The following is a 7,429-nucleotide window of genomic DNA, read 5'->3' on the forward strand; positions in this document are numbered from 1 at the left end:
CCTCCCGCCGCATCGCGGGCACGGCGAAGCCCAGCAGGACACCGGCGACCGTGGCGTGGATGCCCGACGCGTGGATCAGTCCCCAGGTGGCCAGCGCCAGGGGGACGAGCAGCCACCACGCCCGCACCCGCCGCTGCACCAGCAGGGTGAACAGTCCCAGCGGGACCAAGGCCAGCAGCAGGGGGACGAGTGAGAGTTCCTCGGTGTAGAACAGCGCGATGATGCAGATGGCGATGAGGTCGTCGACGACCGCCAGCGTCAGCAGGAACATCCGCAACGCCGACGGCAGGAAACGTCCGAGCACCGCGAGGACGGCGACGGCGAACGCGATGTCGGTGGCAGTGGGGATGGCCCAACCCCGCAGCGCGGTCGGGTCTCCGAGGTTGACCAGCACATAGATGAGGGCGGGAACGAGGACACCCCCGAACGCCGCGACGATCGGCAACGCCGCCTTGCGAGGGTCGCGCAGGTCACCGACCACGAACTCGCGTTTGAGCTCCAGCCCGACCACGTAGAAGAAGAGCACCAGCAGACCGTCGGACGCCCACTGCGCCACCGAGAGGTTCAGGTGGAGCGCCTCCGGCCCGAATGTGAAATCGCTCACCGAGGTATAGGTCTCCGACCACGGCGAGTTGGCCCAGACGAGCGCCACGACGGCGCCGACCAGCAGCAACATCCCACCGACGGTCTCCTGTCGCAGGATGTCCGCCAGACGATTCCATCCGCGCGAGCGGTCGAACAGCTTGGTCCTCGTGGGGGGTGCGGTGCTCATACGGGGATCGTCAATCCTCCCAATCGGGTGCATTCCGGCACAACAGCGGGCACCTTACTTGCCGGACCGGGCGGTCCACGTCCGCCGAGACGTTCGCGAGCGCTCGACGCGCATTCCACCTCACAGCCATCCAGGCCCCGCGAGGGGACGGTGTCGACGGCCGCGAACTCGCCCGTATCCCCCAAATCACCCACGGTTACCTCTTCCCGCGAACAGGGGACACCGTTAGATTCCCTCTACCGTCGACGTCACTGGGAGCTACATGTCTATGCCTGCCGGACACACGACGGCCCGGAGTCCGTCCCGGACTCAAAGGGCGCCACGGAACCCGTGGGTCCCGTGGTCCCGCCGCCTACGCGATCCCGGCCCCACCCTGGAGCTCGCCCGGAACGTGGCGGAAGACCTCGTCGACGGCCTGTCCGGGCCGCGAGTCCGCTCCGCCGCACGCGGTATCCGCCGGTTGCTCGCCGCCGACGCCGTCGGACTCGCCGACCTCTCCGGCGAACTCGTGACCGCGGGAACGATGCCTCCCGAGGCCGACGTGCCCGCGATGGTCGAGCACGTGCTGCACACCGAGAACCGATGCAAACGCGCCGAGGTCGTGTCGTTGCCCCTCATCGTGCACGACGAGCTGGCCGGTGTTCTCGTCGTCGCGGGCACCGCCAGGATGACCGCGCTACGCGAAGTGGCGACCCTGGGTGAGACCGCACTCGAACGAGGTCGGCTCGAAGCGTCCGCCGAGGAAGCGGCCGAGGCCGAGCTACGGGCTCTACGGGCGGAGATCTCACCCCACTTCGTCTACAACGCCCTGACGGTCATCGCGGGCCTGGTGCGCCCCGACCCCGACCGTTCCCGCGAGCTCATGCTCGATTTCGCCGACTACATCCGCTACAGCCTGGCCAGTCACGGCGAATACACCACGGTCGCCGACGAGTTCCACGCCATCGAGACCTACCTGGCGCTGCAACGCGCCGTCCTGGGCGACCGCCTGCGGGTTCAGGTACGGGTCGCCCCCGAGGTCCTGCCCGTGTCCATCCCGTACCTGGTGTTGCAGCCCATCGTGGAGAACGCGGTGCGGCACGGCATCGAACACCGACCCGAAGGAGGCACGGTCACCGTGCTGGGCGAGGCCGAGGGCACCGACTGCGTGATCAGCGTGGAGGACGACGGAGTCGGCATGGACCCGGCCAAGGCCGAACGTCTCCTCGCCGGCGAGGGACAGTCCACGAGCATGGGCCTGGGCAATGTCGACCGAAGGCTGCGTAACGTGTACGGACCGTGGTTCGGCCTCGTCCTGGAGACCGCAGAGGACGAAGGCACACGGGTGATCGTGCGAGTACCGCGATTTCAGCCGGGAGTGATGCCGTGACTGGAGGAACCCACGCGGCACTGCGAGTGCTGGCCGTCGACGACGTGCCCGCCGCGCTGGACGACCTGTGCGGAATGCTGCGAGAAGCCCCCGAGGTGGCCGAGGTCGCCGCGGCGAGCGACACCGTGGCAGCGCTCAAACGGCTGCAGTCGGAGGAGTTCGACGCGGTGTTCCTCGACATCGCGATGCCCGGCCTCGACGGGTTGGAGTTCGCCTCGCTGTTGAAGAAGCTGGCCCGGCCGCCCGTCATCGTGTTCGTCACCGCCTACGACCAGCATGCGGTGGCGGCGTTCGGCATCGGCGCCGTCGACTACCTGCTCAAACCGGTCCGTCCCGAACGGCTCGCCGACGCGTTGGCCAGGGTGACTCGAATGGTCTCCACGGAGACGGCAGAGAAGGCACCGGCCCAACAGCCCGCACCCGACGCGTTGGCCGCGCTGCCCGTGGAGTCCGGCGGGCGCACCCGTTACGTACGCCGCCAGGACGTGCGCTACGTGGAGGCCCACGGCGACTACGTACGGCTGCACACACATTCGGGAGTCCACCTGGTGCGCATGCCGATCTCCCGTCTGGAGGAGTACTGGGCGGACGCCGGTTTCGTCCGCACCCACCGGGGATTCCTCGTGGCGCTGTCCGCCGTGCGGGAGCTGCGCAGTGATTCCGTGGGAGGTCTGCTCGCGCACACCGACCTCGGCGACGTCCCCGTGAGCCGACGACACGCCCGCCACCTTCGCGAACGCCTCCTGCGCGCGGCACAGCGCGGGGAACTGAGGTCGGGGGGCGGGACCGACCACGGAGCCGCGGGCAGATGAGTGTCCAACGCAGGGTGACGGTGACGAGCCCCCAGACACGGCTGGCCCACGCCCGTCGCCGCTACCGGGGACCGTGGCGACCGACCACTCTGGACCCCGCGGAGGCGCCGCTCGCGGTGGCCCTCTACCGGCGGCAACGGCGCCACGCCGTGACGGCGTTGACGTCGGCGTGCGTGCTGGTGTTCGGGCTGCCCCTCCTGTTGGCGGTCCTACCCGCGCTGGACCGGGCCCGGGTGTTCGATGTCCCGCTGTCGTGGCTGGCCGTCATGGTCGTGCCGTTCCCCGCCATGGTGCTGCTCGCGTTCTCGCACCTCCGACGGGTTGAACGGGAGGAGAACACCGTCGAGGACGCCCACCCCGCCGAGGACGTGTGATGATCGTCGCGCTCGCTGTGGCGCCGGTGGTGCTCATCACCCTGGCCATCGGACTGCTCGGGGTCGCGGCGATGCGCACGACCTCGGACTTCCTCGTGGCCTCTCGGCGAGTGTCGCCGCTGCTGAACTCCGCCGCCGTGTCCGGCGAATACCTGTCGGCGGCGTCGTTTCTGGGCGTGGCCGGGCTCATGGTGCGAGACGGCGTGGGAGCCCTGTGGTACCCGGTGGGATTCACCGCGGGCTACATCGCCATGCTCGCCCTGGTGGCGGCTCCCATGCGCAGGTCGGGGGCGCTCACGGTGCCGGACTTCGCCGAAGCCCGCCTCGGCTCGGCGGCTCTGCGCAGGCTCACCGCCGTGGTGGTGCTGGTGATCAGCGTGCTGTACCTGGTGCCGCAGTTCCGCACGGCCGGGCTGGTGCTCAGCATCGTGAGCGGCACACCGTACTGGGTGGGGGTCGCCCTCTCCGGACTCGCCGTCAGTATCACGCTCGCACTCGGTGGCATGCGGGCCGCCACGTACGTGCAGGCGTTCCAGTTCGTGTTGAAGCTGGCGCTGTTCATCGTTCCCGCCGTGTGGCTGGTGGCCCAGGTCGGCCCGGAGGTACGGCAGGAAGCGCTGCACCCGGTCGAGTTCACGCACTTCGAGACCCAGACGCCGGTGTCCTTCCGGATCAATGCCGCCCTGGAGGTGCCCGACGGGGTGCGGGTGGTGGACGATGACGGTGGGATCTCCGACGTCCCACCGGGCGAGTGGAACGTTCCGGCGGGCACGACGGTCGTGTTCGCCCAAGGCAGCGCCGCACCGGTACTGGAGGGCAGCGCCGCTCCCGGTGCCCCAGGGTGGGAACGGCCGCTGCTCGACCTCGGCACACCCGAACACCCACTGTTGGCGACGTGGGCCATGCTCCTGGCGACCATGCTCGGCACCATGGGGTTGCCGCACGTCATCATGCGGTTCCACACCAGCCCCGATGGCAGGGCGGCGAGGAGGACCGCGGCACTCACGGTCGCGTTGCTGGGGATGTTTTACATCTTCCCCGGCATCTACGGGATGCTGGGCCGGGTACTGGTGCCCCATCTGTACCTGTCAGGAGCCACCGACAGTGCCGTGGTGGCACTGCCCGCGCAGGTCGATCCGGGTCCGCTCGGTGGTGTGTTCACCGGTCTGCTCACCGCGGGCGCGTTCGCCGCTTTCCTCGCCACCTCGCTCGGCCTGCTGCTGGTGGTCGCCGGTGCCATCTCCCACGACCTCGTACCCGGTGGGCTGCGACAGCTACGGATGACCGTGGTGGGTGCCGCGATCGTCGTGGTGCTACTGGCGCTGCCCGCCGTGTCCTTCGACGCGAGCACGCTGGTGACCTGGGGGTTCGCTGTCGCGGCCTCGACGTTCTGTCCCCTGCTGGTGCTCGGCATCTGGTGGTCGAGACTGACCGCCGCCGGTGCCGTGGCCGGTGTGACCGTGGGCCTGCTCGCCTCCTGCGGGGGATTCGCCCTCGGCGTCCTCGACCTTCCGGTGCCCGGCTGGGTGTCGATCCTGCTCGTCCAACCCGCGCCCTGGTCGGTACCGCTGGCATTCGCCACGATGATCGTGGTGTCGCTGTTCGGCAGGCCCCAGCTCTGGGCCACCGCGGCCATGCTGCGACTGCATCTCCACGAACACCGACGGTCCCCGTTCGCGGACCGCTCGACACTGGCCCGTGACCTGGGCCACTCGTCGTGGTCGGCACGCCGTTCGTCAGCCGTTCGTCGCATCACACGCCGATTGGTCCGCTGACGATTACGTCCCGTACGTCCTCCTCCTTACTGTGACGCACCACGCACACGCACGTGTTCACTGACAAGGAGGTCAGGAGTGAGTACCACCGAACCTTCGGCCCATCCGCCCGGGTCGAAGTCCTGGGCGGAGGTCCACGCGAGCGAGGACTTCCAACGACTGCGTAGCCGACTGCGGCGGTTCGTGTTCCCCATGACCGCGCTCTTCCTTGTCTGGTACCTGACCTACGTCGTGGTGGCGGACTACGCGCACGACTTCATGTCCATCAAGGTCATCGGCAACATCAACGTCGGTCTGATCTTCGGCCTGCTGCAGTTCGTGTCGACGTTCGCGATCACGGCTCTCTACATCCGCTACGCCAACCGCAAGCTCGACCCGATCGCCGACCGGATCAAGGAAGACATGGAAGGGGGTGCGTCGTGACCACCCTCGCCCAAAGCATCGAGGGCAACAATCCCCTCCTCAACATCGGCATCTTCGCGCTGTTCGTCATCGTGACCCTGGTCGTCGTCTTCCGGGCTTCGCGGAACACGAAGACCGCGTCGGACTACTACGCGGCGGGCCGCTCCTTCTCCGGGCCGCAGAACGGCACCGCCATCGCGGGCGACTACCTGTCGGCGGCGTCGTTTCTGGGCATCGCGGGCGCGATCGCCGTGTACGGCTACGACGGCTTCCTGTACTCGATCGGGTTCCTCGTCGCCTGGTTGGTCGCGCTGCTGCTGGTCGCGGAACTGCTCCGCAACACGGGCAAGTTCACCATGGGTGACGTACTCGCCTTCCGCATGCGGCAGCGCCCGGTGCGGGCCGCAGCGGCGACGTCCACGATGGCCGTGTCGTTCTTCTACCTCCTCGCCCAGATGGCCGGCGCGGGCGCGCTCGTGTCGTTGCTGCTGGGTATCGAAGGCGACTTCGGACAAGCCGTCGTCATCTGCGTGGTCGGCGTCGTCATGATCCTGTACGTCCTCGTCGGGGGCATGAAGGGCACGACCTGGGTGCAGATCATCAAGGCCGCTCTGCTCATCGCGGGTACGTTCGCGATGACGGTGTGGGTGCTGGGCCGTTACGGGCTGAACTTCTCCGAGCTCCTCGGAGCAGCCGTCGAACGGTCTCCGGACGGCGATTCTATGCCGAACCCGGGCGCGAAGTACGGCGTGAGCGAGGCCTCGAAGATCGACTTCCTGTCGTTGGGCATCGCGCTCGTGCTGGGAACGGCGGGCCTGCCGCACGTCCTCATGCGCTTCTACACCGTACCGACCGCCAAGGAAGCCCGGAGGTCCGTGGTCTGGGCCATTGCCCTGATCGGCCTGTTCTACCTGTTTACCCTGGTGCTCGGCTACGGCGCGGCGGCCATCGTCGGGTCCGACACGATCAGTAAGGCACCCGGCGGGGAGAACTCGGCGGCGCCACTGCTGGCGGAGGCCCTGGGCGGCCCCTTGCTGCTCGGTTTCATCGCGGCCGTGGCGTTCGCGACGATCCTGGCCGTGGTGGCGGGCCTGACGATCACCGCATCGGCGTCGTTCGCGCACGACGTGTACGTCAACGTCATCAAGCGGGGCAAGATCGACAACAAGAACACCGAAGTCAAGGTCGCACGCATCACAGCCTGCGTGATCGGGGTCGTGGCGATCATCGGCGGCATCCTGGCCAAGGACCAGAACGTGGCGTTCCTCGTGGCCCTGGCGTTCGCGGTCGCCGCGTCGGCGAACCTGCCGACCATCCTGTACTCGCTGTTCTGGAAGCGGTTCAACACCTCCGGCGCGCTGTGGTCGATCTACGGCGGTCTGGCGGTCACGCTCGTTCTGATCGTGTTCTCCCCCGCCGTCTCGGGCACGGAGAGCTCGATGATCACAAGCGTCGATTTCCACTGGTTCCCGTTGCAGAACCCGGGCCTGGTGTCGATCCCGGTGTCGTTCTTCCTCGGCTGGCTCGGCACCGTGCTGTCGAAGGAACACCTGGAGGACAAGCACAAGGAGATGGAGGTGCGTTCCCTCACCGGAGCGGGTGCCGAAAAGGCCTGAGAAGGCCTGGTAAGGCCCCTGTGGAGCGAGAACCTGGGGTGGGAGCGCCGCGTTTGTGCCCCCACCCCAGGGGTATGTCCCCGCGGACAACCGGCATCCCCACTGAGGAGAGCACCATGCCGAACGGCTCCACGACAATCCGACGGGCTTTCGACGGACTCGAACGTGGCCGTCCGACGACTCCCCCGAACGTGCTCTTCATCCTCGCCGACGACCTGGGCTGGGCGGATCTCGGCTGCTACGGCTCCACAACGATCCGAACGCCGAACCTCGACCGTCTGGCCACCGAAGGGATTCGTTTCACCCACG

The 7,429-nt window shown here is 68.1% G+C and carries 8 protein-coding genes; 7 read left to right on the plus strand and 1 reads right to left on the minus strand.

Annotated elements, in window-relative coordinates; genetic code table 11:
* A partial coding sequence (locus M7H19_RS01345) for a Na+/H+ antiporter NhaA (RefSeq protein ID WP_298176007.1) occupies positions 1 to 772 on the minus strand: 772 nt, incomplete at its 3' end.
* A gap of 391 nt (positions 773 to 1,163) precedes the next feature.
* Between M7H19_RS01345 and M7H19_RS01350 the strand changes: the two genes are divergently transcribed.
* The 7 genes from M7H19_RS01350 to M7H19_RS01380 all read left to right on the plus strand — a co-directional run.
* The gene (locus M7H19_RS01350) at positions 1,164 to 2,141 is read left to right on the plus strand and encodes a histidine kinase (protein ID WP_363321326.1); all 978 of its coding nucleotides are present in this window, start codon (positions 1,164 to 1,166) and stop codon (positions 2,139 to 2,141) included.
* On the plus strand, positions 2,138 to 2,953 hold the full coding sequence (locus M7H19_RS01355; protein ID WP_298176009.1) for a LytTR family DNA-binding domain-containing protein: 816 nt from the start codon (positions 2,138 to 2,140) through the stop codon (positions 2,951 to 2,953). Before M7H19_RS01350 ends, M7H19_RS01355 begins: the two co-directional genes overlap by 4 nt.
* Positions 2,950 to 3,327, plus strand: a complete 378-nt coding sequence (locus M7H19_RS01360; protein WP_298176010.1) for a hypothetical protein — start codon at positions 2,950 to 2,952, stop codon at positions 3,325 to 3,327. Before M7H19_RS01355 ends, M7H19_RS01360 begins: the two co-directional genes overlap by 4 nt.
* Entirely contained in the window at positions 3,327 to 5,102 is a 1,776-nt protein-coding gene (locus M7H19_RS01365) for a cation acetate symporter (RefSeq protein ID WP_298176012.1), read from the plus strand. Before M7H19_RS01360 ends, M7H19_RS01365 begins: the two co-directional genes overlap by 1 nt.
* 78 nt (positions 5,103 to 5,180) lie before the next feature.
* Complete coding sequence (locus M7H19_RS01370) at positions 5,181 to 5,525, plus strand: DUF485 domain-containing protein (protein ID WP_298176014.1); 345 nt, start codon at positions 5,181 to 5,183, stop codon at positions 5,523 to 5,525.
* Positions 5,522 to 7,120 carry a cation acetate symporter gene (locus M7H19_RS01375; RefSeq protein ID WP_298176016.1) on the plus strand — a complete coding sequence of 533 codons (1,599 nt, stop codon included), beginning with the start codon at positions 5,522 to 5,524 and terminating at the stop codon, positions 7,118 to 7,120. Before M7H19_RS01370 ends, M7H19_RS01375 begins: the two co-directional genes overlap by 4 nt.
* Positions 7,121 to 7,194: 74 nt before the next feature.
* Positions 7,195 to 7,429, plus strand: a 235-nt coding sequence (locus M7H19_RS01380; protein WP_298176018.1) for a sulfatase-like hydrolase/transferase, incomplete at its 3' end; no start/stop codon positions are given.

Origin of the sequence: Saccharomonospora sp., assembly GCF_027317685.1 — a bacterium.
Taxonomy (GTDB): Bacteria; Actinomycetota; Actinomycetes; order Mycobacteriales; family Pseudonocardiaceae; genus Saccharomonospora.